Below are 26326 nucleotides of genomic sequence, written 5' to 3'. Positions count from 1 at the left end.
GCGCAGGGCAGAGGCAAAGGTAAGTCCTGCTTTATTATTGATGTGAACCTGATTTACGCCTTCAAGGTTTATTTCGACCGGGTCTTCGGCTGTGGAAATATTACGCTCTTCGGTGTTAAGGATATTCAGACCCGTGTACAGGGACACTGTTTTACCAGAGCCTGTCGGGCCTGTCACCAGAATCATGCCTTGAGGTTTGGCGAGGTTATCCATGTAAAGCTGCTTCTGGTCTGCTTCATAGCCGAGCTTCTCAATACCCAGCTGCGCGGAAGATGAGTCCAGAATACGCATTACAATCTTTTCGCCCCAAAGCGTTGGCAGGGTGCTTACCCGGAAGTCAATGCTCTTGGTGCGGCTGAGTTTCATCTTTATTCGGCCATCCTGAGGCAGGCGGCGCTCGGCAATGTCAAGTTTTGACATCACTTTCAGGCGGGCAGAAATGCGGCCTGACAAGTTAATCGGTGGCTCGGACACTTCGTGCAAAATGCCATCGATACGAAAACGGATGCGGTAGCGCTTCTCATAAGGCTCAAAGTGCAAATCCGATGCGCCGCGGCGAATGGCATCGGTCAAAATCTTATTGATATAGATAACAATTGGCGCATCGTCGGCGCCTTCGTTATCGTTTTCCGGGCGCTTGTCGGTATCAGCAACCTCTATGCCCGCCAGGGCTTCTTCATCCAGCCCCCCCAAATCAAGGGCGCTGATATCTTCTTCAAGGATTTTTTCCAGTGCTTTGGCAAGCTTATCGTCCTCAACCAGAATGGCTTCGGCGTGCAGACCAGCTGAAAACTGAAAATCTTCCAGTGCGGGAATATTGGTGGGGTCGGAAGTGCCTATATAAAGCCGATTACCGCGTTTAAACAGCGGCAGGCAGCGATGCTTGTCAATCAGCTTTTTATTGAGGAATTCTTCTGGAATAGTGGAAACATTGAACTCATTCAAGTCCAGCAGCGGGGTGCCGTATTCTTCGTAGCAAAGTTCGGCAATTTCTCTCGCTGACAAAAACTTGCTGGCCACCAGGGTGGTGACCAGCGATTGCCGGTTTTTACGCGATAGCGTAACGGCCTCCGAAAGCTGCTCTTCAGTAAGCAGCTTTTTGCGGATAAAGAGCGTTGACAATCCTAAATGGAGGCCAGTCGTGGGCATTGTCTAACCTTCTGAATTATAATTGAACGATTCAGAATTTATTAACAAAGACCAGCAGCTTTACAGGTTCCTGAAGAAACCCATGTAGTCGTACCGTTGCTAGGTGTTCCAGTTAGAACATAGGTGTATGCTTTACCGTCAAAGGCTGCTACGGAAGTTACAGTGATAATGATAACTCCAGTTGGGTCAGGAATCTGAGCTGGAGGAGTTGTAGTAGATGCTGGATCGTCGATCATATTTGCATCGATAGCCACTGTGTCAACTAATGGAGCTGCCGCCCAGCCAGTTGCTGACTCGTCAAGGGTGTCACATGAAGCACCGGTTTGGATACAAACGTCCACAGCAGTTTTAGCTGGAGTTGCGGCCAACACTACTTCACTGAACTTGGCACGTTGGGTGTAAGTTTTATAAGCAGGCAGCGCGATGGCGGCCAGGATACCGATGATGGCTACTACGATCATCAGTTCGATCAGGGTAAAACCCTTGGTGTTCTTGTTAAAATTGATACCTTTCATTTCTTCTCTCTCCGTTATTTGCAATGCTGTGTGTAGTTATCTTGAGTTTGACTACAGCAACAGCGCAAAAAATCACCTGTATAGTGCTGCGCTTTGCTACGTCGGACTGTGAAAGTTCCGTAAGTAACGTTTTGCGGCACCACTAAGCGTCGGTTTTACCTGTTACCGGTATCTGTAAACTGTATGGTGCTGGCACCATCAATTCACCAGACCTGTAACGGCTTTACCCTTGTTGACCGAATACGCTGAGCTTTGGCTCTGCCAGTTTGGTAAGTGCCTGAACACCTTCAACTGGCATGGCTTGGTTCAGCCCCGTGTTATTACCCTTGATGCAACCTGACTTTATCAGACCACCGGTCACACCTTGGCTTATTATTGCTCCAATACAGCCTGTTAGTTACCTGAGTAAGCTTTGGCCTGGTTAACCGCATGGGCGGCATTTTGCGCAATTCTTAACCGGTAATGTCACAGTCCATTTTGGAGTAGAAACCGATTATGGCCCTTCTGGCTATCTCGGTATCCAGTACCTTAGGCGGTTATTGCAAAAGTGTAAACAAATTGTATCAGTTGACCGCGTTAACCTGATGGGCTCGCTGCTACATTTGTCGGTGCTTCAGCACATCGAATAAGGTACTTTTTCCGGTAGTGCGTTAAAGCAATGCTCCCGAGGCGCGGAAGTTTACCTGCATTGAGAGTGTTTTAATATGAGACGATGCTTATAACATCACTTCACATATTGTAAAACCCCTTCGCTGCCGCTCTATTGCTCTGGCCGGAAAGGCCACTTAGCCTTGGGTAAAAGTTAGTACAAAGTTTGCGAAAATGAAACAGCAAATTGCACGAAAGTGGTGGCTATTCACCTAATTTATCTAAAGTAGTTTCTTTCTTGTGCAGATTGTTCTAACAATTTTTTGACTGTGGCTGCACGGCTGACAATTTTTCTGACAAGGTCAATTTTCTGTCGCTAAAAAACAGTTGTTGCGCATAAGAAAGGTTGACCTTCTGCTGTTTGCGCTACTGCTTAAGTGATGTACTCATCAAGCAGTATATTTGGAGTCATTTGAACTGTTGGGTAATAACTCAGTGTGGCAACGATTAGATAGCGCCCCAGTGCGCTGATGACACTTCATGTGATAAAGAGCTTCGGATTAATTGGTACTAAGTTGTTACGGGAGCGGTGCAACACCAGCGGCAATGGTTGCCGGGTAAGGGCAGAGGGCAGGCAGCAACAAGTCGATGAGCTGGCCAGTTTTGGTCACACATCTTTGCTCATGCCAGCCAGGGCTCTGGCACCACAGGCTGGCTTGGCTGAGCAGGTGTTTTAAGGCTTGAGACGCAGTGATAGATCCATGGCGCGTACGTGCTTGGTGAGGGCGCCAACAGATATGAAGTCAACGCCGGTTTTGGCAAATTCAGCCAAGGTATCCAAAGTCACGTTACCGGAAACTTCAAGTTTGGCACCTTCGCCACGGGCTTTGTAGCCATCGTTGATGCTGACGGCTTCGAGCATCATAGTGATATCGAAATTGTCCAGCATAATAATGTCGCTGCCAGCATCCAATGCCTGGGTCAGTTCTACAAGGCTTTCTACTTCTACTTCAACCGGCTTGTCTGGGTGTAATGTGCGGGCTTTATCGATAGCCGCCTTGATGCTCCCACAGGCCATAATGTGGTTTTCTTTAATCAGGAAGGCATCGTACAAACCGATTCGGTGGTTTTTACCACCGCCACAGGTTACCGCGTATTTTTGGGCGGTACGGAGCCCCGGAATCGTCTTGCGGGTATCGAGCAGTCTGCAGGCGGTACCTGCAAGTTTGTCGACGTAGATTTTGGTCAGGCTGGCGACGCCAGAAAGAGTCTGGATAAAGTTCATGGCAGTGCGCTCACCGGTAAGGATAGCGCGTGCCGGGCCGGATAATTCACACAGTACCTGATTGGGCACCACCAAATCGCCATCGTCTACGTGCCAGTGAATGGCTACAGTACCGCCAAGTTGATTGAATACCTGTTCAGCCCAGGCTTTGCCACAAAATACCCCTTCTTCTCGGGTGATAAGTGTGGCTGAGGCAATTTTGTCTTCAGGAATGAGTTCGGCGGTGATATCGGCATTGGCGCCGCCCTGACCCAGATCTTCATCCAGTGCGGCTTTAACTGCGAGTCTGATGTCATTTTCCAGCATGACGACTTCCTTGAATATGTGTGGGTGCTGTGTTTTGGATTTGGCCCGACTGATTTGCTTAAGGCCTTTGAATATGAAGGATACCACGTATCAGAGCATATCTTGAAGATACGCGGCATTTGAACTGAACGCGGTGGCCATATTGGCATACTGAATGGACTCAAAGCTTCTTAAGTGATTACAGCTGGTGAAGCGTTTGAAAATCGCTACAATAATCAGGTAGTAGCAAAATATCAGGGGCTGGGTCATTGTGATGACAGGCAAGAATGCATGCGAATTGTGGGATAGTGGCTGGTACCGTGACGCGAGACATAGTCCCTCAGCTTTTTATAATGCACGGCCTGCGGACGAGGTCAGTCTGTTGGTTATTCACAATATCAGTCTGCCTGCTGGCCAATTTGGATTGCCGCACATTGAAGCCCTGTTTACCGGTTGCCTCGATTGTCATGCTCACCCCAGTTTCATTGAATTAAAGGGTCTTGAAGTTTCGGCACATTTTCTTATTCGCCGCGACGGTGAGCTGGTGCAGTTTGTTTCCTGTGATGACAGAGCATGGCACGCTGGGGTGTCGTCCTTTGAAGGGCGCACAAATTGTAATGATTTTTCGCTGGGCATAGAGCTGGAAGGTACCGATGGTTCACTCTATACCGATGCGCAATATGCCTGTCTTGAAACCCTGACCGGGGACATGATGGCTAAATATCCGGAAATTAATTTGGGGCGCATTACCGGTCACAGCGACATTGCTCCCGGGCGCAAAACAGACCCCGGCCCGGGATTTGATTGGCAACGCTACATTAGTGGAGTTGAGTCAATTAGCCGGGCAGAGGAGATTTAACATGGCACTGTTTTCATTGTTGATGGCCATTCTGGCAGAGCGTCTTAAACTGCTGCCGGAATCCTGGCAGTTTGATTCATTGCAAGCCCGGTTGCACCAGCGTCTTTTTGGTGGTGAAGACTTTTATTCAGGCAAGGTGTCAGAATTTAAAGTGCTGACTGCCCTGTTGCTGCCTGCGCTCTTGGTCTATCTCGCCATTTCTGTGGTTGAGGGTATGGTGTGGGGACTGGTATCGCTGGCGGTGTGGGTGCTGGTTGCCATGGTCTGTTTCAGTCATCAGGAGCAGCGCAGCGCATTTAAACGTTATATTCAGGCAGCATGTCGCGGTGATCTTCAGGCCTGTTATCGCCATGCCGCTGAGCTTGATTGTTCATCTTGCCTGAATGCAGTGAGTGCCGATGAGCTGGGGCTCAAAGTCGGGCAGAGTGTGGCTTGGATTAACTACCGTTTTTATGGTGCTGTGGCTTTATATCTGATAGTTCTGGGGCCGGTAGCGGCGGTGCTTTACTGCACAGTGCGGTTTTATGATGTACGCCAGAAGGTACAGCAACAAGATGATGCCGATTTTCGCTTGCCCTATGTAGATGCTTTATTGACAGTGCTCGATTGGCTGCCAAGTCGCTTGTTTGCTTTTGGTTATGTGCTCACCGGGCAATTTCACGCAGCGTTCAGGCGCTGGCAAAAGTTGGCGCTCGTTGTGCCGACTCCGGCGCGGCAAATCATCACTGAAACCGCCACCGAGGCGGAAACCATTCCTGCGCCGGGCGCAGCCCCCGTTTGTCTGCAACCGACACTGGTGCTGCTTGGGCTGAGTAAGCGTAATTTCGTGCTGTTGTTGGCAATGACATCCTTACTGACCATTTTTGGTTTGATCAGCTGAATACCCATGCCCCATGCAGTTGTAGCGATAAAATAGGCCAGCGGTGCATGCTCATGAAGGACTCATGATAGCGGGGCAAGGTTTCTCTGAAGATATGTTTTGATAAAACCAATATAAGCTTTCCCAAATTGGTCTGACCCCATGACAATTTTTTTAGGCTATTCTCTCTTGTCGTGGGTGATGTTGATCACTGTATGGACTTTAAAACTGTGATTTGATAAAGTGCGCTCACTCGCATAAATTGGTAAGACCAATTTACAATGGAGCTGAGGGCCCACATGGCATATAGCAAAATCAACCAGCCGAAGATCTCAGATGTGATCATGCAGCAGCTCGAGCGCATGATCCTCGAAGGCAGTCTCAAGCCCGGCCAAAAACTGCCCCCCGAAAGGGAGCTGGCCATTCAATTCGAAGTTTCCCGTCCTTCCCTGCGCGAAGCCATCCAGAAACTGGAGGCCAAAGGCCTGCTGATGCGTCGTCAGGGTGGTGGCACTTATGTGAAGGAACAGCTGTGGCAAAGCATGGCTGATCCCATAGTGGAGCTCATGCAGAGCGACACCGAAAGCCAATACGACCTGCTCGAATTCCGTCATGCCACCGAAGGCATGATGGCTTACTTCGCCGCCCTGCGCGGTACTGATGCTGACATGCAAAACATCCAGCGGATGATTCTCGAAGTGGAAGAGGCCAAGGATATTGAAGGCCAGGCCGCTGCTATTGTGCGTTTTTATCGCGCCGTGGCTGAAGCCTCCCACAACGTGGCCATGTTGCATCTGGTTTTAAGTTTAACTCCGGTGCTTCACAAGAATGTGGCACAAAACCTGGAGCTTCTGAGCCGCCGCGAAGAAGCCTCCCGCATGGCGAACGAACACCGCCGGGCTCTGCTCGCCGCCATTGTTCGCCGCGATCCCGAAGCAGCCCGCGAAGCCTCGAATGAGCACTTGAGCTACATCGAAGAGGTAATGTTGGCCGTGAGGGAAGAAGACAGCCGGTTGCAGCGCAGCCTGCGCCGATTAAAGAGCGGCGCCTGATAATTGGGATGGCACTTTGCCAGTACCCAGTCAGCCGCTTTCCTATAAATATGTATAAATAAGGACAGTCTCATGTCTGAACCTATGCAAAAAAATTCAGTGCTACAAGACTTAGACCCAACCGAAACCCAGGAGTGGCTTGCGGCCCTCGAGTCCGTTATTCGTGAAGAAGGTGCTGAGCGTGCCCAGTTCCTGCTGGAACAAGTATTGGAGCAGGCACGTCTTGACGGTGTGGACATGCCTACCGGCATCACTACCAACTATGTGAATACCATTCCGCCTACCCAGGAGCCGGCTTACCCTGGCGACACCACCATTGAGCGTCGTATCCGTTCCATCATTCGCTGGAACGCCATTATGATAGTACTGCGCGCCTCCAGAAAAGATTTGGAGCTGGGTGGTCACATGGCCTCTTTCCAGTCGGCGGCTGCTTTTTACGAAGTGTGTTTCAACCACTTCTTCCGCGCCCCCAACCACAAGGATGGCGGCGACCTGGTGTATTATCAGGGCCACATTGCCCCCGGTATCTACAGCCGCGCATTCCTTGAAGGCCGTCTGACCGAAGAGCAGTTGGACAACTTCCGTCAGGAAGTGGACGGCAAGGGTATTTCTTCTTACCCGCACCCCAAGCTGATGCCTGAATTCTGGCAATTCCCAACCGTATCCATGGGTCTGGGTCCTATCTCATCTATCTATCAGGCGCGTTTCCTTAAGTACCTGAACGGCCGTGGTATGAAAGATACCACCGAGCAGCGCGTGTACGCCTTCCTCGGCGATGGTGAAATGGACGAGCCGGAAAGCCGCGGTGCTATCTCTTTCGCTGCCCGTGAGAAGCTGGACAACCTGTGCTTCCTCATCAACTGTAACCTGCAGCGTCTCGACGGCCCGGTAATGGGTAACGGCAAAATCATCCAGGAACTCGAAGGCCTGTTCAAAGGCGCGGGCTGGAACGTGATTAAAGTGGTTTGGGGCAGTGGCTGGGATAAGCTGCTGGCCAAAGACACCACCGGCAAGCTGTTGCAACTGATGAACGAAACCCTTGACGGTGACTATCAGACCTTCAAGGCCAAAGATGGCGCCTATGTGCGTGAGCACTTCTTCAACAAGTACCCAGAGACTGCTGCTCTGGTTGCCGATATGACCGATGAGGAAATCTTCGCTCTCAAGCGCGGTGGTCACGAGCCATCCAAGCTGTACGCGGCATTCAAGGCTGCTCAGGACACCAAGGGCCGTCCAACAGTGATCCTGGCCAAGACTGTAAAAGGTTACGGCATGGGCGATGCAGCTGAAGGCAAGAACATCGCGCACCAGGTGAAGAAGATGGACATGTCCCACGTGGCCAAGCTGCGTGACCGTCTGGGTGTGACTGACCTTGTCAGCGATGAAGATCTGGTTAACCTGCCTTACATCAAGCTCGAAGAAGGCAGCGCTGAGCATCAGTATCTGCACGCCCGCCGTGAAGCGCTGCACGGTTACACGCCAAAGCGTTTGCCTAACTTTACCGGCGAGTTTGTTGCCCCCGAACTGTCTGAGTTCCAGCCACTGCTGGAAGAGCAGAAGCGTGATATTTCTACCACCATGGGCTTTGTTCGTACCCTGAACATCCTGCTCAAGGACAAGAATATCGGCAAAAACATCGTGCCTATCATCGCCGATGAAGCCCGTACCTTCGGTATGGAAGGTCTGTTCCGTCAGATTGGTATCTACAACCCGTACGGCCAGAACTACATTCCTGAAGACCGCGATATCGTGTCTTACTACAAGGAAGACACTTCAGGCCAGGTTCTGCAGGAAGGTATTAACGAGCTCGGCGCCATGTCGTCATGGGTTGCCGCTGCCACCTCGTACAGCACCAACAACCTGCCGATGATCCCGTTCTACATCTACTACTCCATGTTCGGCTTCCAGCGTGTGGGCGATATGGCATGGATGGCCGGCGACCAACAGGCGCGCGGCTTCCTTTTGGGTGCCACTGCCGGTCGTACCACCTTGAACGGTGAAGGTCTGCAGCACGAAGACGGTCACAGCCACATCCTGGCCGGTACCGTACCTAACTGTATTTCTTACGATCCGACCTTCGCGTACGAAACTGCCGTGATCATTCAGGACGGTATCCGCCGCATGTATGGCGAGCAGGAGAACGTGTTCTACTACCTGACCCTGATGAACGAAAACTACGCCATGCCAGCCATGCCGGAAGGTGCCGAGGAAGGTATTCGCAAGGGTATCTACAAGCTCGAAAGCCATGAAGGCAATAAAGCCAAGGTACAGCTGATGGGCTCAGGCACCATCATGAACGAAGTGCGCAAAGCTGCAGTCATCCTGGCTGAAGAATACGGCGTAGGTTCTGATGTGTTCTCAGTCACCTCGTTCAACGAGCTGGCCCGCAACGGTCAGGACTGCGAGCGTTTCAACATGCTGCATCCGGAAGCCGACGCCCGCGTTCCTTACATCACCACTGTGATGGGCAACGAGCCTGCCATCGCCGCGACCGACTACATGAAGAACTATGCCGAACAGGTACGTGCTTTCATGCCAAGCGTGTCTTACAAGGTGCTGGGTACCGACGGTTTCGGTCGCTCCGACAGCCGCGCCAACCTGCGTCGTCACTTCGAAGTGAACGCCGGTTACGTGGTGGTTGCAGCCCTGAACGAGCTGGCCAAGCGCGGTGACATCGAAAAATCTGTGGTGGCTGCGGCCATCAAGAAGTTCGATATCGACACCGAGAAGATGAACCCACTTTACGCGTAAGAGATGAGACAATGGCAATCGAAATTCATGTACCCGATATCGGCACTGATGAAGTCGAAGTGACCGAGATCCTGGTCAAGGTGGGTGATTCCATCACAGCCGATCAGTCGCTGATCACCGTGGAAGGCGACAAGTCTTCCATGGAAGTACCGGCTCCCAAGGCCGGTGTGGTCAAGGAAATTAAAATTGCGGTGGGCGACAAGGTCGCCACCGGCTCACTGATCATGATGTTTGAAGGTGAGCAAGCGGCTGCTGCTCCGGCGGCCCAGGCCGCGGCGCCAGCACCGGTTGCTGCAGCTCCTGCGGTAGCCGCACTGAAAGAAGTTTTCGTGCCCGACATCGGCGGTGACGAAGTTGAAGTCACTGAAATTCTGGTGAAAGTAGGCGACAGCATCACTGACGAGCAGCCGCTGATCACCGTAGAAGGCGACAAGGCCTCTATGGAAGTGCCTGCGCCCTTCGCCGGTGTGCTCAAAGAAATCAAGGTCGCCACCGGTGACAAGGTTGCCACTGGCTCCCTTATCATGGTGTTCGAGACTCAGGCTGCATCCGCTGCCCCTGTGGCCGCAGCTGCTGCGCCAGCGCCGGTTGCCGCCGCGCCAGTTGCCACTGGTGCCAAAGACATTCACGTGCCGGACATCGGCGGCGATGAAGTGGAAGTGACCGAAGTGCTGGTGAAGGTAGGCGACACAGTTGCTGCCGACCAGTCGCTGCTGACCGTGGAAGGCGACAAAGCCTCTATGGAAGTACCTGCGCCGGTTGCCGGTGTGGTTAAGGCCATCAAGGTGGCTGCGGGTGACAAGGTGTCTACCGGTTCGCTGATCATGGTATTTGAAGTGCAGGGTGCCGCTCCTGCCGCTGCGCCTGTGGCTCAGGCCGCTGCTCCGGCCGCCGCTGCTGTGGAGCCGGGCGCCAATGCCCAGGTTCAGGCTCCGTCTCAGGGACAAAGCAAGACCGGCGAGTTCGTGGAAAACCACGAGTACGCTCACGCGTCACCGGTTATCCGTCGTCTGGCCCGTGAGTTTGGCGTTAACCTCGCCAAGGTTAAGGGCACGGGTCGTAAGGGCCGCGTGGTACGTGAAGATGTGCAGTCTTACATCAAAGAAGCGCTCAAGCGTCTCGAGTCGGGCTCAGCCACCGCCGCTGCGGGTGCCGCCTCCGGCACCGGTCTAAACCTGCTGCCATGGCCTAAGGTCGACTTCAGCAAGTTTGGTGAAGTTGAGACTCAGCCGCTGTCACGGATCAAGAAGATCAGTGGTGCCAACCTGCACCGCAACTGGGTGATGATCCCCCATGTGACTCAGTTTGATGAGGCTGACATTACCGAGCTTGAGGATTTCCGCAAGGCGCAAAACGCCGAAGAAGCCAAGCGCGATACCGGCATGAAGATCACCCCACTGGTGTTCATCATGAAGGCGGTGGCCAAGTCACTGGAAGCCTTCCCATCGTTCAATGCGTCTTTGTCTGAAGATGGCGAGAGCCTCATTCTGAAGAAGTACATCAACATCGGCATTGCGGTGGATACCCCCAATGGCCTGGTGGTGCCTGTGGTACGCGATGTCAACAAGAAGGGCATCTATGAGCTGTCCCGCGAGCTGGCTGACATCTCCAAGAAGGCCCGCGCCGGTAAGCTGACTGCCTCTGACATGCAGGGCGGCTGCTTTACCATCTCCAGCCTGGGTGGCCTCGGTGGTACCTCTTTCACCCCAATCGTGAATGCCCCTGAAGTGGGTATTCTGGGTGTGTCCAAGTCTGAGCTGAAGCCGAAGTGGAACGGCAAGGAATTTGTGCCACGGCTGATGTTGCCACTGTCGCTGTCGTACGATCACCGGGTGATCGACGGCGCCGAAGGTGCCAAGTTCACCACTTATCTTAGCGGTGTACTGTCAGACATACGCAAACTCGTTCTGTAACCGTAAAGGCTGTCCTGAATTGGACGGCCTTTTTATTGTGATCCGTGTCCAACGCGGGTTAAAATGCGGCCACCTTACAAGCGGGCCGATAGTTGGTTTAAAAAGTCGCCTCCCTCAAATGCTTGAGCAACTTTTTAAACGACGGAATGAAGAAAAATTCAGAGGAAAACATGAGTAATCAAATCAAAACTCAGGTAGTTGTGTTGGGTGCGGGCCCTGCGGGTTATTCCGCCGCTTTCCGTGCTGCCGACCTTGGTCTGGAAACCGTAATCATCGAGCGCTTCAGCACCCTGGGCGGCGTGTGTCTGAACGTGGGTTGTATCCCATCAAAGGCCCTGCTGCACATTGCCAAAGTGATTGAAGAAGCCAAAACTGCTGCCGAGCACGGCGTAGTATTCGGCGAGCCAAGCATCGATATCGACAAGCTGCGCGGCTACAAAGAGAAAGTAATTGGCCAACTGACCGGTGGTCTGGGTGGCATGGCCAAAATGCGTAAAGTGCAGGTTGTGAACGGTCTGGGTAAATTCACCGGCCCTAACAGCATCGAAGTAACAGGTGCCGACGGCGCTGCGACTGTCATCAACTTCGACAACGCCATCATTGCTGCCGGTTCACGTCCAATCCAGCTGCCATTCATTCCTCATGAAGATCCACGTATTTGGGACTCTACCGATGCGCTGGAGCTGAAAGAAGTTCCCAAGAAGCTGCTGGTGATGGGCGGTGGTATTATCGGTCTGGAAATGGGTACTGTTTACCATGCGCTGGGCAGTGACATCGACGTGGTTGAAATGTTCGACCAGGTTATCCCAGCCGCAGACAAAGACGTGGTGAAGGTTTACACCCGTAAAATCAGCAAGAAATTCAACCTGATGCTGGAAACCAAGGTGACCGCGGTTGAAGCCAAAGAAGACGGTATCTACGTCTCTATGGAAGGTAAGAAGGCCCCGACTGAGCCTGTACGTTACGACGCCGTGCTGGTGGCCATCGGCCGTACTCCTAACGGCAAGCTGCTTGATGCCGACAAGGCCGGCATCAAGGTTGATGAGCGTGGCTTTATCAATGTAGACAAGCAACTGCGCACCAACGTGCCACACATCTTCGCCGTGGGCGACATCGTGGGTCAGCCAATGCTGGCACACAAAGGTGTTCATGAAGGCCACGTGGCCGCCGAGGTTATCTCTGGTCTGAAGCACTTCTTCGATCCTAAGGTTATCCCATCTATCGCTTACACTGACCCTGAAGTGGCGTGGGTTGGTATGACTGAGAAAGAAGCCAAAGAGAAAGGTATCGCGTATGAAACAGCGACCTTCCCATGGGCTGCTTCCGGCCGCGCCATTGCCTCTGATGCCAGCGACGGTATGACCAAGCTGATTTTCGACAAAGACACACATCGCGTTATCGGTGGTGCCATTGTGGGCGTGAACGGCGGCGAACTGCTGGGCGAAATCGGCCTGGCCATCGAGATGGGTTGTGATGCCGAAGACATCGCTCTGACCATCCACGCTCACCCAACTCTGCACGAGTCTGTGGGCCTGGCGGCCGAGGTTTACGAAGGTTCTATCACTGACCTGCCAAACCCTAAGGCGAAAAAGAAAAAGTAATTTTCTGATCAGCCGCAAAAAAGACGCCGAAATGGCGTCTTTTTTTATGGCCAAATTTGTGAATGGTGTAAAATTTATGTAATTATCATCAGGTCTTAGGCTGATGCAGGCTCTCGGGAATCTGATTGCAGATCTTAGCGCAACAATACATATGATAAGAAAAGCCGTTCATTATCTGCTGGTTTGCTTATTTTTATACCTGCCATCGCTGGGGAGCAGCCATGGCAGCGAATTTGTGCAGCGTGTTTTTGAAAGCCGTGACGGTTTGTCCAACGGCATGGTTAACTCCATCGCGTTTGACAGCTACGGTTTCGTTTGGGTTGCCACTGAAGATGGTTTGTTCCGTGTCAGTAAGACCCTGGTAAGGCGGATTGATACTTATCAGGGGGAGAACCGGCTTAACGACTCCTACATCATGCATCTTGATGCTCTTGGCTCAGAGCACCTGTTGATCAGTCTCTCCGATGTGATTTACCGCTACCATATCCCCACCGATACTTTCGAACAAATTGGTACCTCAGAGCTGTTGCCGGAATATGAAGGCGGCGGAGTGATGGAGACCAGTTTGTTGGATGACCATACCCTGATGCTGCTAAATACCAAGGGGCAAGTCTATCGGCTGGATTTTGCAAATTGGCAACTCGAGAAGATTATCCAGTTGCAACAAGACCCAGATCAACCCTGGAGCAAACTGCTTGCGTTGGCTGACGGGCGCTTGTTGTTGGGTAAGGAATATCATCTCGAGCTTCGCAGCTCGTACGGTGAAAAGCTGGTTGACCTGCCCTGGGTTGAAGCCTCCGGGCAGGCTAAAAGGCTCTATCGCGACCGCTCCGGCAGAGTCTGGCTGACCTCCAGTGAGGGCTTGTTTACAGTCGATGCGGACAAGCAGCAGATCCTGCCAGTGCCTGAAGTACCGCATTATGTGACAGCTATCAGTGAAGATACCAAAGGGAATCTTTGGCTTGCCAGCCGTGTGGGCATTTTAAAATGGTTACCTGAGCCACGTATTCTGACAATTTTTGAAAGTGATCTGCGCCGCAGCGCCAATATTGAATATGTGATTGATCTGGCGATTGACAGCCAGGGGCTGATTTGGCTTGGCGGAGCGGGTGATGGCTTGGTTCTGGCAGTCGATGAGCCAGAGTTTTTGAAGCAAAATTTCAGCAGTGCAGCTCCTTATGAGCTGGCTAATCAGATGGTGTGGTCAATACACACTGAAGGTGACGTCTATTGGTTTGGAACCGACGGCGGTGTCATTAGGGTCGAAGACGGAAAGCCGGGCTCGTTGCTGGTGGCCCCAACTGAATTTGAACCCAACGACAGTGTGTACGCTATCACGTCTCTTAATGCTGATGAGTTATTGCTGGCGACGACCAATGGGCTGTTTGTTCAGAATAAACAAACCCATGTTGCCCGTCGATTTGCTGAATGGACCCATGGAACCGATTCGTTAAAGCGCAAATGGATATTGAATCTTTACCATGATCCGGCCATTCCCGGGCGGATTTGGATTTTGACCTCTACCGGACTTTATTACTGGGAGCCCGGCCTTTTTGATCCGCAGGAGTTTTCTGTCCTGAGTCGAAGCGGTGAGCTGCATAAGCCCAATTTGTACAGCATGCACAGGGCGGCTGACGGCAAGCTTTGGTTGGGGGGCGGAGGTAAGTTTGGTTATCTGGATGCAGATAATTATTACATTGATAAATCGGAGATTTTCTCAGGTTTTAATGGTGATGCACAGATCAGTCAGATTGTAGAAATCGCTCCGGGTAAAATGTGGCTGGGTACCCCCCTGTTTGGTGTGCTCGAGTATGAACAGTCCAGTGAAACAGTTGAATCACTGATGGATAAGTGGCAGCTGAGCTGCTACAGCTCGTTCGGTATCGTCGATACCGGGGATTATCGAACGATTGTCTGCCCCAGATCCTTGGTGAGGCAGCATAAAGGTACGGGGGAAGTAAAAGTTTTCAGTGCCAAAGATGGGGTTGTGGCGTCTGAGTTCAATGAAGGGGCGGTTAGCTATCGACCCGACAAAGGTTTGTTTTTGGGCAGCGTCAATGGTGTGCGTCTGCTGGACGTGGCCAGTTTGTCCAATCGCATCAATAACGAACGGGTATTCCTTGAGTCCGTTACAGTTTTTTATGACGGGCATACAGATAAGGCTCTGGTTCCGGGCAGTGACTCACACCTGGATCCCGGCGCCAGAATGTTCAGCTTGCAATTGACTTCCAACAATTTTCTTAATGAGGCACCTATTAAGTTCAAGTATCGCTTGGTCAGGCGGGGTGAGCTTAAAGAGCGGAACTATTTGATGCTTGATGGACAACCGCAACTTAATTTGTCTGGACTGGAAGCGGGTACTCACAGCCTTGAAATTATCAGTCAGCATAATGGTGTCTGGTCTGATACGCCCTACGTACACAAAATAGAGGTTGAGCTCTACTGGTGGGAGACATCCTGGTTTAAGTGGTCTTTGATCATGGTGTTGATGGGATTGACACTGACTATTGTGATTGTGCGTCAGCGTCAGGTGAGTCGTTTTCGTGCAATTAATACGGCCCTTCAGGAAAGTGAAGACCGCCTGCGGCAGTCGCTACGGGGCAGTGACTCGGATTTATGGGTCTGGAATCGTAAGGACAATAGCTTCTACCTTGATAATAAAAATGGTGTATTGGCGGTCGAAGAAGAAATACTCGTTGTGCCCCTGAAGGATTTTCCGATTCATCCTGATGACAGAGACAGAGTACTGACTCATTGGGATGCCGTGGTTAATGGTGAAGTAGACCGATTCGATGCTGAGTATCGTTTTCATCGGAGAGCCGGGGGATGGGGCTGGCTTCGGGTACGCGGGCGTCCAAGTCAGCTGAGCCGTGATTCAGGTGAAGTATTGAAGGTCAGCGGTATATATAGCGACATTACTCAACACAAAGCACTGCAGGATGAAGTGAACCTCTTGGCACAGGCCTTTGAAAATACTTCTGAAGGCGTGCTGATCCTCGATGCCGAAGAACAGGTTAAAGTGGCTAATCGAGCCGCACAATCGATTTTGGGCGCATCCTCCACGGAGCTTAACAGCCGTAAATTTGCCTCATTGTTATCTGAACACGGTGATAATCGCAGTGAAATAGTGGCATTGCTGGGTAATGGCATGAGCTGGACCGGCGAGCGTGAACTGCGCATCGCCATGGGGCAGATTTGTCCGGTTTGGCTTAACGTGTCAGCCATGCTGGGGTTGCAGGGCAAGGTACAGCATTATGTGGTGGTGTTCTCCGATATTACTGAGCGCAAGCGCAGCGAAGCGGATTTACGCCGGCTGGCTAACTACGATGTGTTGACCGGCTTGCCGAATCGCTCGCTGTTTGCCGCCAGGCTTAATCAGGCTATTCACAGGGCGACCCAGCAGGAAGAGAAGCTGGCACTAATGTTCCTCGACCTTGACCGCTTTAAGCACGTGAACGACTCCTTCGGTCACGGAATGGGTGATGCTCTGCTGGTGGAAGCGGCTGCGCGGCTGCAATCCTGTATCGACCCAGAGTTCACTCTGTGCCGGTTTGGCGGTGATGAGTTTGTGGTGTTGGTCAATGGCGCCGAGTTGGATACGCTTAACCATCTGGCCAATGACATGCTTAAACAAATCGAAACGCCGTTCAGGCTGTTTGGGCGTGAGTTTTATATCTCCACCAGTATTGGTATTTCTATTTGGCCCGATGATGCGCGCCAGCCGGAAGCGCTGATTAAAAATGCTGATTTGGCCATGTACCATGCCAAGGAGGAGGGGCGCGGCAACTTCCAGTATTATTCCCAGGAGCGTAATGCAGAGGCACTTTACCATTTAAGGCTTGAAGCTGATTTGCGCAAAGCGTTGGAAAGGAATGAATTCCAACTTTACTATCAGCCTCAAGTTGATGTTATTGAAGACAATTTGCCGGTAGGGATGGAAGCCCTGCTGCGATGGAAACATCCCAAAGATGGCTATGTACGCCCCGATATTTTTATTAAGGTGGCCGAAGCCTGTGGCCTGGTTATTGATATCGATAAATGGGTGTTGCGTCAGGCCTGTATAGATGGCGCCAGGTGGAGCGCTATGCTTTGTCGCCCTTTCAAATTGTCGGTGAATATCTCGGCGGTACATTTCCGCCAGCATGATTTTATCGATAATCTCAGACAGACCCTGGAAGAGACAGGTATGCCGGTTGAAAATCTGGCACTGGAAATTACCGAAGGGGTGCTGATGAAAGAGTTGCATATCGCCAGGGCTCACCTGCACCAGCTTAAGCAAATGGGTGTACAGGTTGCTATTGACGATTTTGGTACCGGTTATTCATCGTTGGCTTATTTGCGGCACTTTGATGTTAATACCCTGAAAATTGATCGAACCTTCCTGATAGATATTGCAGACAATTCTGCGGATCAGGCGATTGTCTCCAGTATTATTGAGCTTGCCCGTAACCTTAAGCTGAAAGTCGTGGCTGAAGGAATTGAAAACGAAGAGCAGCTGGAGCAAGTGTTCCGAAGGGGCTGCCATGTTATTCAGGGGTACTATTTCGCCAAACCCATGCCCCAGATGGAATTGGATGCCTATCTCGGGCTTTGCGCGTCTGATGAGAATGCTTCAGCCTAGCGCTGACACCTTACTGCTTAGTAAATATTCAAGTTTTTAACTTTCATGCGTCATGTCTGATAGAATGGCGCACAACCATTTTCAGTCTCTTAGTGTCCCAGTGAAATGAAACCATTAGTATCGCTGTTGCTGCTGTTCGTTATGTTTGCCGCCCAGGCTGCGGACAGGCCCAAGATTGGCTTGGTGCTGAGCGGTGGTGGTGCCAAAGGCGCCGCGCACGTTGGGGTACTCAAGGTGTTGGAAGCCAACAATATCCCGGTGGACTATGTTGCCGGTACCAGCATCGGTGCTTATGTGGCTGGTATGTATGCCCTTGGCTACAGTGCCACTGAGATTGAAGCCATTATGATGAACGTGGACTGGAATCGGGGCTATTCCGATACCATTCCCCGCGAGTCGCTCAGTTATCGCGATAAACAACTGAGGGATAAATATAACATTCCGCTTAATATTGGTTACCGCGATGGCGAAGTGCAGGCACCATCAGGGTTACTTCGTGGCCAAACCATGTCGGTACTGCTGCGTGAATCTACGGATGTCGTGCGCGAATTTGCCAGCTTTGATGAGCTCGCCATTCCATACCGCGCGGTCGCCACCGATTTGGCAACCAGTCTGCCAGTGGTGCTGGCCAAAGGCAGTGTGGTCAATGCCATGCAGGCATCGGCTACAGTTCCGGGGGCGCTGCAACCCATGTTAATTGATGAGCGTCTGCTGGTGGATGGCGGGATTGCCAACAATATGCCTGTGGATGTGGTTAAGGCGATGGGAGCCGACATCATTATTGCGGTGGATATCGGCTCGCCACTGGTAGGCAAAGAACAGCTTAACAGCACAATAGCCGTGTTGAACCAGCTGTCCACCATGCTGACAGCGGCCAGTACTGAAGCGCAGAAAAAACTGTTAACCGATGCAGACGTACTTATTCGCCCAGCCATCGATAATCTCAGTACCACCGATTTCAGCATTATGAGTACGGCTCTGGTGCTTGGAGAGGAGGCCGCCAAAGCCCAACTCGACAAGCTGCAGCGGCTGAGTGTGAACAGCGAAAAGTTTGCCGGATATCAGCAAAATAAACGGGAGAAATCCAAGCTGTGGCTCGATGAAATCAATCGGCCGGTTGTGGCTGTCGTTTACAATAACCAATCTCGAGTCAGCGAAAGTCTGCTGGGGGATACCCTGGGTATTGAGGTGGGAGAGGTCGTTAGTCGCGAAAAGATAGAACAAGGTGTAAATCAGTTATACGCATTGAACCGTTTTGAAAGAGTAGAGGCTGAATTTAAAGACACGCCGGATGGCAGGGTGCTTACCATCAACACCAAAGCCAAGTCCTGGGGCCCCAACTATTTTGATTTGGGTTTCAACTGGGAAGACGATTTTACTGCGGATTCGGCCGTGACTCTGGACACCGCCTATACCATGACCAATCTTAACGAGAATGGCGGAGAGTGGCGCAACGAGCTCAAGCTCGGTTACGAGAAGCTTGTTGGTACCGAGTTTTATCAGCCGCTGGACAGAGATCAGCAGTTCTATGGCCGTGCCCGCTACCAGTATGAGATTGAAGCCTGGGATCTCTTTGATGCCAACAACAAGATAATTGAGCTGGATAAAGATTCTCATCAAATTGAATTGGGGTTGGGGCTGAATTTTGCCAGTCATGGTCAGTTGGAGCTTGGTCTGACTGGTGAGAAAGGCAAGATATCCAATGAAGCCTGGCTTGCCGAAGATCTGGGGTTCTCCTCCTATGGCAGTTATTTTCAGATTGGCTATGACACCTTAAACAGCATCAGCTTCCCCACATCAGGTAACAGGGTCACTCTGAAGGTCACCCTGCGCAACGAAGAGTTTGACGTGGAAGGACTGGAGAACGAATCCAGCACTCAAATTCAGGCTGACTGGAAAGGGGCGCTGGGCGTTGGTAATCACGCGTTTGTGGGTAAGGCATCGCTTGAGTCGTCAAATTCCGATGGTAATTCCATTCACATTGCCGAGCTTGGGGGCTTCCTTAACCTGTCTGGATATCGCAAAGATGCGTTGGCCGGTGCCCACAAACTGTTTGGTGCCTTTGTGTACCAATATGATCTCGGTCGTGATGCGCTTGGCATGACAGATTACCCCCTCTACCTCGGGGCGAGTATTGAAGCCGGTAATGTGTGGTGGGAAAGGGACGATGTGTCCCTGAAAGACCTGATTTTTGCCGGCAGCCTCTACATAGGTACCGACACCGACCTGGGCCCTGCCGCACTGGGTATAGGTTTAAGTGATGATGGCCAGCGCTCTTTCTATTTGTTTGTCGGCAAGAATTTTTAACTCACAGAATTTTACAAAACCCGCTTAGACCCGCCTGGCAACTCCTGCTAGGCTGTGCGGGAGCATTTTACCCGCAACAACCCGTTGCGGCGTATATATAACAATAAAACCGGGGATTGATATGACCAAGTTATCTACTCTGGCTCTGGGCGTCGCCCTGGGTCTTGGCCTTGTGGGTTGTGGCGATAAAGCGTCAACGCCAGCCGTTGCCGAAAAGCCAGCAGAAGCCGCACCAACCGTTGCCGCAGCGGCTGAAAAAGCCCTGATATCAGGCATCGAGCAGCAAAACTTCGATAAAGAAGTGCGCCATCAGGACGACTTTTACTACAGCGTGAATGGCACTTGGCTGAAAAACACACCTATTCCGGCCGATAAGTCCAACTATGGTGCTTTCTCCGTACTTTATGATGACAGCCAGAAAGCCCTGCGCGAAATTGTTGAAGCGGCAGCCGCCAAAGAGAACAAACAGGCCGGCTCCACCGAACAGAAAATTGGCGACTTCTATGCCAGTTACATGAATACCGACAAGCTGGAAACGCTGGGCGTTGCGCCAATTAAGGCGAGCCTGGATGCCATCGTTGCGGCCACCGACCACAAAGCGCTGGCGGGGCTGATGGGAACACTTCTTACCAATGGCAGCTCAATTCCATTCGGTTTCTGGGTAAATAACGACGCCAAAAACTCGACTCAATATGCGGTGTACATGAGCCAGGGCGGTCTGACACTGCCGGATCGTGACTACTACCTGAAAGACGATGCCAAGGACGTTGCCAACCGCGAAGCTCTGGCCAAATACGTGACCGCTGTACTCAGCGCCGCCGGATATGCCGATGCCGAACGCGCCGCCAAGAGTGTGGCTGACATTGAGCTGTTTATTGCGCAAAACCAGTGGAGCCGGGTTGAGTCCCGCGATGCCAACAAGGTTTACAACAAACTGACCCGCGCTGAGCTGAGCACCCTGCTGGGCGACTTTGATTTTGAAGCCTTTGCAGCCAGTGCAGGTATGGGCGACAAGGTGACTGAAGTGATTGTACGTCAGCCATCTTATTTTGAGTCACTGGGCAAAGGCTACAGCCAATTCCCGCTTGAAGCCTGGCAGGACTACCTGGCTTTCCACCTGGTGGACGGCGCAGCCGAGCTGCTGAGCGATAACTTCGTGCAGTTGCACTTTGATTTCCATGCCAAAACTCTGGCCGGTGTGCAGGAGCAGGCGCCGCGCTGGAAGCGTGCTGTGGACGCGGCCGATCAGGTGATTGGTGAGCTGGTGGGTGAAGCCTATGTGAAGGCCCACTTCAAGCCTGAAGCCAAGGCTCGCATGGAACAGCTTATTCATAACCTTATCAAGGCGTTTGAAGTGAGCATCAATGAGCTGGAGTGGATGACTCCTGAGACCAAGATTGCCGCACAGGAAAAACTCGCCAAGTTCACCTACAAGATTGGTTATCCGGACAAGTGGAAGGATTACACCGGGCTTGAAATCAAGGCCGACGATCTGGTGGGCAACTACGTGCGCTACGCCAACTTCGAATACGCCGATATGCTGGGCAAGCTGGGTCAGCCAATCGATCGCACCGAGTGGCATATGACGCCGCAAACCGTGAACGCCTACTACAGCCCCGTGGGTAACGAGATTGTGTTCCCGGCAGCCATTCTGCAGCCACCATTTTTCAACATGGATGCCGATGATGCGGTGAACTATGGCGGCATTGGCGCGGTTATTGGCCATGAAATCAGCCATGGCTTTGACGATCAGGGCTCCAAGTATGACGGTAACGGTAACCTGCGCAACTGGTGGTCAGACAAAGACCGTGAAGAGTTCCAAAAGCGCGGCAAGCAGCTCTCTGAGCAGTACAGCAAGTACGAGGCGCTGCCGGGCAAGTTTGTTAACGGCGACCTGACATTGGGTGAAAACATCGGTGACCTTGGTGGCCTGACCGTGGCACTGCGCGCCTATCAGATGAGTCTGAATGGCCAGCCATCCGTGGTTATTGATGGCCTGAGCGGTGAACAGCGCTTCTTTATGGGCTGGTCGCAGGTATGGCGCCGTAACTACCGTGATGAAGAGCTGAGCAAGCGTCTGCTGACCGACAACCACTCTCCAAGCCACTTCCGTGCTATGGGAACGCCACGTAACATCCCCGGCTTCTACGAGGCCTTTGGCGTAACCGGTAACGACAAGATGTACCTGCCTGAAGAGGCACGGGTGAAGATCTGGTAACGGATTTTCAGCAATAAAAAAGCCGGTCTGCTGTAAAGCGGCCGGCTTTTTTCATATCCAATTGACTCGATTAATCTTGAGCCGCCAGCAAGGTCGGCAATACGGTCAGGTCACTGGCTTTTACGTGGGCGATAGCCCAGCGGGCTTGCTGCTGTTCGTGGGCTGGAGGAATGGCCAGGGTTTGCATGGTGGCGGCGCGGGCGGCAATCAGGCCGTTGAAAGAGTCTTCCACTGCCAGACAGTGACGGGCGGCAATGCCCAGTTTGGCTGCGCAGTTGAGGTACACCTCAGGATGCGGCTTGCCAAAGGCCAGATGTTCGGCGGATTCCATGGCATCAAAATAGTCGCGGATCTTCAGGGTATCCAGCACAGCATCGATAATGGCCCAGCTTGAAGAGGTGGCAAGACCAATCTTCAAACCCTGTTGCTTACAGTAATCCAGCGCTTCTATCACGCCCTTCATCGGCACGCCCTCGGCGAGGATATGGGCTACTACGCCGTCAACAATCTGTTTGGCCACTGCGCCGTTGTCGTAGTTATCCCAGGGGAAGCGGCGATACCAGTAGTCCACCACCATATCGATACGCAGCCCCACGGTATCGTGAATGTCTTCGGGCTTGATTGGCAGGCCGAGCCCGGCCAGTACTTCGTATTCGGCCAGCTGCCACACGGGTTCTGAATCGATAAGTATGCCGTCCATATCAAAAATCACGGCATCGATGCGGTTGGTTAACATGCTGTCTCCTCGGCTAAAGAGCCGATATTGTCACTTGGGCAAAATTTTTTTTCAGCCTCAATTTACCAATGTCAAAAAGTAGCCCGTTGAATTTAAATGGCGTGGTAACAGGTAACTTGCTGTATTGTATGGTATTTGACGTCGTTTCAAACTATTGTCTAATTTCATGCGTTTTATCACTGGGATAAGGTGGCCATTGCCCACAGAATTTCCGCAGATTTCCCCCGCACAAGAGTGTGAGCTGATTCATACTTTTTCAAAGCTGTAGTATACTGCAGCCCGGAAATCCGGGTCGTCCTGTCGGACTGTAGCCTTCATCTACGAAGACGTGCAGTTTCGTTGAGAGCGCCATACAAAGAGGAATGTTGCCGTGCTAGAAGCATATCGTAAACACGTCGAAGAACGTGCTGCAGAGGGCGTTGTCCCTAAGCCACTCGATGCCCACCAGGTAGCCGAACTGGTTGAATTAGTAAAGAATCCTCCAGCAGGTGAAGAAGCCTTCATCCTGGATCTGCTTGAAAACCGTATTCCCCCCGGCGTTGACGAAGCCGCCTATGTGAAGGCCGGTTTCCTGGATGCCATCGCCAAGGGCGCTGCCACTTCTCCCATCCTGAGCGCTGAGCGTGCCGTTGAGCTGCTGGGCACCATGCAGGGTGGCTACAACATCGAGCCGCTGATCCATCAACTGGACAACGACAAGCTGGCCCCGCTGGCCGTTAAAGCCCTGTCGCACACCCTGCTGATGTTCGACTCTTTCCACGACGTGGTTGAGAAGATGAACGCCGGCAATGCCCACGCCAAAACTGTGGTTGAGTCATGGGCCAACGCCGAGTGGTTCCTGAGCCGTCCAAAGCTGGCTGACAAGATTTCGCTGACCGTATTCAAGGTAACCGGTGAAACCAACACCGACGACCTGTCTCCGGCCCCGGATGCCTGGTCTCGTCCAGATATCCCGCTGCACGCCCTGGCGATGCTGAAAAACGCCCGCGACGGCATTGTGCCCGATGAGCCAGGCGCCATTGGCCCAATCAAGAAAATCGAAGAGCTGAAAACCCAGGGTTTCCCACTGGTTTATGTGGGTGACGTAGTAGGTACAGGTTCTTCCCGTAAGTCTGCCACCAACTCAGTGCTGTGGTTCATGGGTGATGACATCCCATTCGTGCCTAACAAGCGTGCCGGTGGTTTCTGTCTGGGCGGCAAGATTGCGCCTATCTTCTTCAACACCATGGAAGATGCCGGCGCGCTGCCAATCGAGCTTGACGTCAGCAAGATGGAAATGGGCGATGTGATTGATATCTACCCTTACGAGGGCAAGGTACGTCGCCATGGCAGTGATGAAGTGATTTCTGAGTTTGAACTCAAGACCGACGTGCTGCTCGATGAAGTACGCGCCGGTGGCCGTATTCCGCTGATCATCGGCCGCGGTCTGACCGACAAGGCCCGTGAAGTGCTGGGTCTGGGCGCGTCGAAAGAGTTCGTCCGTCCGCAGGATGTGGCCGACACTGGTAAGGGTTACACCCTGGCCCAGAAGATGGTGGGTAAAGCCTGTGGCGTGGCCGGTGTTCGCCCCGGTCAATACTGTGAGCCCAAGATGACTTCTGTTGGTTCTCAGGACACCACAGGTCCTATGACCCGTGACGAGCTGAAAGACCTCGCATGTCTGGGCTTCAGTGCTGACCTGACCATGCAGTCATTCTGTCACACCGCCGCTTATCCAAAGCCAGTGGACGTGAACACTCACCACACCCTGCCTGACTTCATCATGAACCGCGGTGGTATTTCACTGCGTCCCGGTGACGGTGTTATCCACTCATGGCTGAACCGCATGCTGCTGCCCGATACCGTAGGTACCGGCGGTGACTCGCACACCCGTTTCCCAATCGGTATCTCCTTCCCGGCCGGTTCCGGTCTGGTAGCCTTCGCCGCTGCCACCGGCGTTATGCCACTGGATATGCCTGAGTCGGTACTGGTGCGCTTCAAGGGTCAGATGCAGCCTGGTATCACCCTGCGTGATCTGGTGCATGCCATCCCGCACAAGGCCATCGAAATGGGTCTGCTGACCGTTGAGAAGAAAGGCAAGAAGAACATCTTCTCTGGCCGCATCCTCGAAATCGAAGGTCTGGAGCACCTGAAAGTAGAGCAGGCGTTCGAGCTGTCTGATGCCTCTGCCGAGCGCTCTGCCGCCGGTTGTACCATCAAGCTGGATAAAGATCCTATCATCGAGTATCTGAACTCCAACATCGTCATGCTCAAGTGGATGATCGCCGAAGGCTACGGTGACCGCCGTACCATCGAGCGTCGCATCAAGGGCATGGAAGAGTGGCTGAAGAACCCAGAGCTGATGGAAGCCGATAAGGATGCCGAGTACGCTGCGGTTATCGAAATCGACCTGAACAACATCAAAGAGCCAATCCTGTGTGCCCCTAACGATCCGGACGATGCCGTGCTGCTGTCTGCCGTTGCCAACACCAAGATTGACGAAGTGTTCGTGGGTTCTTGTATGACCAACATCGGCCACTTCCGTGCTACCGGTAAGGTACTGGACAAGTTCGCCAAGAGCCTGCCAACCCGTCTGTGGATTGCTCCGCCAACCAAGATGGACAAGGACCAGCTGACCGAAGAAGGTTACTACGGTATCTTCGGCCGCGTCGGTGCCCGCATCGAAATCCCCGGCTGTTCACTGTGTATGGGTAACCAGGCTCGCGTAGCCGATGGCGCCACCGTGGTGTCTACCTCTACCCGTAACTTCCCGAACCGTCTGGGTACCGGTGCCAACGTGTACCTGGCCTCAGCCGAACTGGCCGCCGTAGCCGCCCTGCTGGGCCGTCTGCCATCGCCAGAGGAATATCAGGTTTACGCCAAGGAAATCGACGCCACTGCCGCCGATACCTACCGTTACCTGAACTTCGACCAGATTGATTCCTACACCAAGAAAGCCGGTGAAGTGATCTTCCAATCTGCGGTCTAAGTACTGATTCGCTGAGTCAAATGAAAGCCGGCGCAAGCCGGCTTTTTTGTATCTTTTTTTAGTAGGTTAGTAAAAGCCCGCCGCCCCAAGGGCAAGGCTTTACACTCGTACAGATATTTGGTTGCCCGTCATCGTTCTTTGTTGTACCTTGGTGCAACTTGTTACTGACAAGGCTTTGTTAACCCTAAGGTGATGAATTGCAGGCGTTAATTAAGCATGCCGTACACGGTACACGGTACACGGTACACGGTACACGGTAAACGGTAAACGGTACACGGTAAACGGTACACGGTACACGGTACACGGTACAACAACGTGGATCAGGGAAGAACCGCTTAGCCAAGCCGCCACAGGCTCGGCCAGCAAAGCAGGGACAGCGCCACTTAGGCACGCCACTTAGGCACGCTACTTAGGCACGCCACTTCGGCAAAAGCAGCCCTCCCTTCAACTTCTCCCCTCGTTGCACAAAACATGATGCAGTCCAAGGTTTAATTAAGCCCAGACTGTTAGCGTAGTAAAGTTAATTTTTTAAACGAAATCTGTTGGTTGGGTACGTAATAAGGCTGCGAGTGCCGGTGCGGTAGCCTACCCGGAATTTGGGTGTTTAGCGCCAACACTG

General features: G+C 52.4%; 14 protein-coding genes. 10 read left to right on the top strand and 4 right to left on the bottom strand.

Annotated features, from left to right (window positions below; all coding sequences use genetic code 11):
- The 3 genes from ABYK60_RS05275 to nadC all read right to left on the bottom strand — a co-directional run.
- On the bottom strand, nt 1-1149 hold a 1149-nt coding region (locus ABYK60_RS05275; RefSeq protein WP_372870877.1), incomplete at its 3' end, for an ATPase, T2SS/T4P/T4SS family.
- Nucleotides 1150-1190: 41 nt separating this feature from the next.
- Nucleotides 1191-1664: a prepilin-type N-terminal cleavage/methylation domain-containing protein gene (locus ABYK60_RS05270; protein WP_372870876.1), complete on the bottom strand. Its 474-nt coding sequence runs from the start codon at nt 1662-1664 to the stop codon at nt 1191-1193.
- 1321 nt (nt 1665-2985) lie between these two features.
- On the bottom strand, nt 2986-3843 hold the full coding sequence (nadC, locus tag ABYK60_RS05265; RefSeq protein WP_372870875.1) for a carboxylating nicotinate-nucleotide diphosphorylase: 858 nt from the start codon (nt 3841-3843) through the stop codon (nt 2986-2988).
- 253 nt (nt 3844-4096) lie between these two features.
- On the opposite strand from nadC, the gene ampD reads away from it, so the two are divergent.
- From ampD to ABYK60_RS05220, 9 genes are all read left to right on the top strand, one after another.
- Nucleotides 4097-4681, top strand: a complete 585-nt coding sequence (ampD, locus tag ABYK60_RS05260; protein WP_372870880.1) for a 1,6-anhydro-N-acetylmuramyl-L-alanine amidase AmpD — start codon at nt 4097-4099, stop codon at nt 4679-4681.
- Between the two features lies 1 nt (nt 4682).
- Nucleotides 4683-5561, top strand: a complete 879-nt coding sequence (ampE, locus tag ABYK60_RS05255) for a beta-lactamase regulator AmpE (RefSeq protein ID WP_372870874.1) — start codon at nt 4683-4685, stop codon at nt 5559-5561.
- A gap of 278 nt (nt 5562-5839) precedes the next feature.
- Entirely contained in the window at nt 5840-6592 is a 753-nt protein-coding gene (pdhR, locus tag ABYK60_RS05250) for a pyruvate dehydrogenase complex transcriptional repressor PdhR (protein ID WP_126169211.1), read from the top strand.
- A 72-nt stretch (nt 6593-6664) separates the two neighbouring features.
- Nucleotides 6665-9343, top strand: coding sequence for a pyruvate dehydrogenase (acetyl-transferring), homodimeric type (gene aceE / locus ABYK60_RS05245; RefSeq protein WP_372870873.1), 2679 nt, complete (start codon nt 6665-6667; stop codon nt 9341-9343).
- A gap of 11 nt (nt 9344-9354) precedes the next feature.
- Complete coding sequence (aceF, locus tag ABYK60_RS05240) at nt 9355-11256, top strand: pyruvate dehydrogenase complex dihydrolipoyllysine-residue acetyltransferase (RefSeq protein ID WP_372870872.1); 1902 nt, start codon at nt 9355-9357, stop codon at nt 11254-11256.
- Between the two features lie 170 nt (nt 11257-11426).
- Nucleotides 11427-12857, top strand: a complete 1431-nt coding sequence (lpdA, locus tag ABYK60_RS05235) for a dihydrolipoyl dehydrogenase (RefSeq protein WP_372870871.1) — start codon at nt 11427-11429, stop codon at nt 12855-12857.
- A gap of 151 nt (nt 12858-13008) precedes the next feature.
- Nucleotides 13009-17478 carry an EAL domain-containing protein gene (locus tag ABYK60_RS05230; protein WP_372870870.1) on the top strand — a complete coding sequence of 1490 codons (4470 nt, stop codon included), beginning with the start codon at nt 13009-13011 and terminating at the stop codon, nt 17476-17478.
- Nucleotides 17479-17583: 105 nt separating this feature from the next.
- Nucleotides 17584-19785: a patatin-like phospholipase family protein gene (locus tag ABYK60_RS05225; RefSeq protein WP_372870869.1), complete on the top strand. Its 2202-nt coding sequence runs from the start codon at nt 17584-17586 to the stop codon at nt 19783-19785.
- 121 nt (nt 19786-19906) lie between these two features.
- The gene (locus ABYK60_RS05220; protein ID WP_372870868.1) at nt 19907-22003 is read left to right on the top strand and encodes a M13 family metallopeptidase; all 2097 of its coding nucleotides are present in this window, start codon (nt 19907-19909) and stop codon (nt 22001-22003) included.
- Nucleotides 22004-22073: 70 nt separating this feature from the next.
- On the opposite strand, the gene hxpB is transcribed toward ABYK60_RS05220, so the two are convergent.
- The gene (gene hxpB, locus ABYK60_RS05215) at nt 22074-22739 is read right to left on the bottom strand and encodes a hexitol phosphatase HxpB (RefSeq protein WP_372870867.1); all 666 of its coding nucleotides are present in this window, start codon (nt 22737-22739) and stop codon (nt 22074-22076) included.
- A 370-nt stretch (nt 22740-23109) separates the two neighbouring features.
- Here hxpB and acnB point away from each other — a divergent pair, with 370 nt between their 5' ends.
- The gene (gene acnB, locus ABYK60_RS05210) at nt 23110-25707 is read left to right on the top strand and encodes a bifunctional aconitate hydratase 2/2-methylisocitrate dehydratase (RefSeq protein ID WP_372870866.1); all 2598 of its coding nucleotides are present in this window, start codon (nt 23110-23112) and stop codon (nt 25705-25707) included.
- The last annotated feature ends 619 nt before the right edge of the window (nt 25708-26326 follow it).

This window comes from Shewanella sp. (genome assembly GCF_041630135.1).
Classification (GTDB): Bacteria; Pseudomonadota; Gammaproteobacteria; order Enterobacterales; family Shewanellaceae; genus Shewanella.
Note: the sequence above shows the minus strand (reverse complement) of the source record. Positions and strands in the feature narration are given on the sequence as shown.

Bases quoted from the DNA above. Each gene is read 5' to 3' on its own strand.
- ABYK60_RS05270 (WP_372870876.1), bottom strand. From the start codon at position 1,664: ATGAAAGGTATCAATTTTAACAAGAACACCAAGGGTTTTACCCTGATC.
- nadC (WP_372870875.1), bottom strand. From the start codon at position 3,843: ATGCTGGAAAATGACATCAGACTCGCAGTTAAAGCCGCACTGGATGAA.
- ampD (WP_372870880.1), top strand. From the start codon at position 4,097: ATGACAGGCAAGAATGCATGCGAATTGTGGGATAGTGGCTGGTACCGT.
- ampE (WP_372870874.1), top strand. From the start codon at position 4,683: ATGGCACTGTTTTCATTGTTGATGGCCATTCTGGCAGAGCGTCTTAAA.
- pdhR (WP_126169211.1), top strand. From the start codon at position 5,840: ATGGCATATAGCAAAATCAACCAGCCGAAGATCTCAGATGTGATCATG.
- aceE (WP_372870873.1), top strand. From the start codon at position 6,665: ATGTCTGAACCTATGCAAAAAAATTCAGTGCTACAAGACTTAGACCCA.
- aceF (WP_372870872.1), top strand. From the start codon at position 9,355: ATGGCAATCGAAATTCATGTACCCGATATCGGCACTGATGAAGTCGAA.
- lpdA (WP_372870871.1), top strand. From the start codon at position 11,427: ATGAGTAATCAAATCAAAACTCAGGTAGTTGTGTTGGGTGCGGGCCCT.
- ABYK60_RS05230 (WP_372870870.1), top strand. From the start codon at position 13,009: ATGATAAGAAAAGCCGTTCATTATCTGCTGGTTTGCTTATTTTTATAC.
- ABYK60_RS05225 (WP_372870869.1), top strand. From the start codon at position 17,584: ATGAAACCATTAGTATCGCTGTTGCTGCTGTTCGTTATGTTTGCCGCC.
- ABYK60_RS05220 (WP_372870868.1), top strand. From the start codon at position 19,907: ATGACCAAGTTATCTACTCTGGCTCTGGGCGTCGCCCTGGGTCTTGGC.
- hxpB (WP_372870867.1), bottom strand. From the start codon at position 22,739: ATGTTAACCAACCGCATCGATGCCGTGATTTTTGATATGGACGGCATA.